Annotated in this window: 10 tRNA genes and 1 rRNA gene; all 11 read left to right on the forward strand. The window is 48.3% G+C overall.

Annotation, left to right across the window (positions count from 1 at the left end):
• Positions 1 to 12 precede the first annotated feature (12 nt).
• The 11 genes from rrf to ACZGCQ_RS16780 all read left to right on the forward strand — a co-directional run bounded on the left by rrf (position 13) and on the right by ACZGCQ_RS16780 (position 1,084).
• Positions 13 to 128, forward strand: a 5S ribosomal RNA gene (gene rrf / locus ACZGCQ_RS16730).
• An 80-nt stretch (positions 129 to 208) separates the two neighbouring features.
• A tRNA-Asp gene (locus tag ACZGCQ_RS16735) sits at positions 209 to 284 on the forward strand.
• Between the two features lie 10 nt (positions 285 to 294).
• Positions 295 to 370: transfer RNA gene (locus ACZGCQ_RS16740), tRNA-Phe, on the forward strand.
• Between the two features lie 8 nt (positions 371 to 378).
• Positions 379 to 454 (forward strand) — tRNA-Thr (locus ACZGCQ_RS16745).
• Between the two features lie 11 nt (positions 455 to 465).
• Positions 466 to 541: transfer RNA gene (locus ACZGCQ_RS16750), tRNA-His, on the forward strand.
• 24 nt (positions 542 to 565) lie between these two features.
• Positions 566 to 641 (forward strand) — tRNA-Lys (locus ACZGCQ_RS16755).
• A gap of 7 nt (positions 642 to 648) precedes the next feature.
• Positions 649 to 732: transfer RNA gene (locus ACZGCQ_RS16760), tRNA-Leu, on the forward strand.
• Positions 733 to 739: 7 nt separating this feature from the next.
• Positions 740 to 814: transfer RNA gene (locus ACZGCQ_RS16765), tRNA-Gly, on the forward strand.
• Between the two features lie 21 nt (positions 815 to 835).
• Positions 836 to 922, forward strand: a tRNA-Leu gene (locus ACZGCQ_RS16770).
• A gap of 6 nt (positions 923 to 928) precedes the next feature.
• Positions 929 to 1,002 (forward strand) — tRNA-Arg (locus ACZGCQ_RS16775).
• A 5-nt stretch (positions 1,003 to 1,007) separates the two neighbouring features.
• Positions 1,008 to 1,084, forward strand: a tRNA-Pro gene (locus ACZGCQ_RS16780).
• The last annotated feature ends 151 nt before the right edge of the window (positions 1,085 to 1,235 follow it).

Here is a 1,235-nt window from a genome sequence, read left to right on the forward strand (position 1 = left end):
GCGAGCCCGTCGTCTGGTGACGATAGCCAAGTGGTCACACCCGTTCCCATGCCGAACACGGAAGTTAAGCACTTGAACGCCGAAAGTAGTTGGGGGCTTCCCCCTGTGAGGATAGGACGTTGCCAGGTTTTTGTTTTTTTAATAAAACAATTGACAGACTTACATAGATGTTTTATCATTATAGAAGTCGTCACCTTATACTTAAAACGGTCCTGTGGTGTAGCGGTTAACATGCCTGCCTGTCACGCAGGAGATCGCGGGTTCGAATCCCGTCAGGACCGCCATTTTAATATCGGCTTTGTAGCTCAGTTGGTAGAGCAAAGGACTGAAAATCCTTGTGTCGGCGGTTCGATTCCGTCCAAAGCCACCATTTCTTTTGCCGGTGTAGCTCAGCTGGTAGAGCAACTGACTTGTAATCAGTAGGTCGCGGGTTCGACTCCTGTTGCCGGCACCATTTTTATTTTGGCGATTGTGGCGAAGTGGTTAACGCACCGGATTGTGATTCCGGCATTCGTGGGTTCAATTCCCATCAGTCGCCCCATTTTTTTAACTTCATATCATTTATGTGTCATTAGCTCAGTTGGTAGAGCATCTGACTTTTAATCAGAGGGTCGCAGGTTCGAATCCTGCATGACACACCATTTTTATGCGGGTGTGGCGGAATTGGTAGACGCGCTAGATTTAGGATCTAGTGTCTTTGACGTGGGGGTTCAAGTCCCTTCACCCGTACCATTTATATGCGGAAGTAGTTCAGTGGTAGAATACGACCTTGCCAAGGTCGGGGTCGCGGGTTCGAATCCCGTCTTCCGCTCCATTTATATTTGAATAGCATTATGCGGTCGTGGCGGAATCGGTAGACGCGCTAGGTTGAGGGCCTAGTGGTGGCAACATCGTGGAGGTTCAAGTCCTCTCGACCGCACCATATGATGCACCCTTAGCTCAGCTGGATAGAGTACTTGACTACGAATCAAGGGGTCGGGAGTTCGAATCTCTCAGGGTGCACTTTTCGGGAAGTAGCTCAGCTTGGTAGAGCACTTGGTTTGGGACCAAGGGGTCGCAGGTTCGAATCCTGTCTTCCCGACCATTATTTTCATACGAAATACATTGGACTTTGAAAACTGAACGATGAGGCAAAAATCGTATTCTACGGAATACAAACATGAATGAAGCGCAAGCTTCGTCAATCGTGACTTCGGTCACAACAACGAGCAAGTCAAACACTTTATGGAGAGTTT

The organism is Exiguobacterium sp. HSB13 (genome assembly GCF_056764755.1).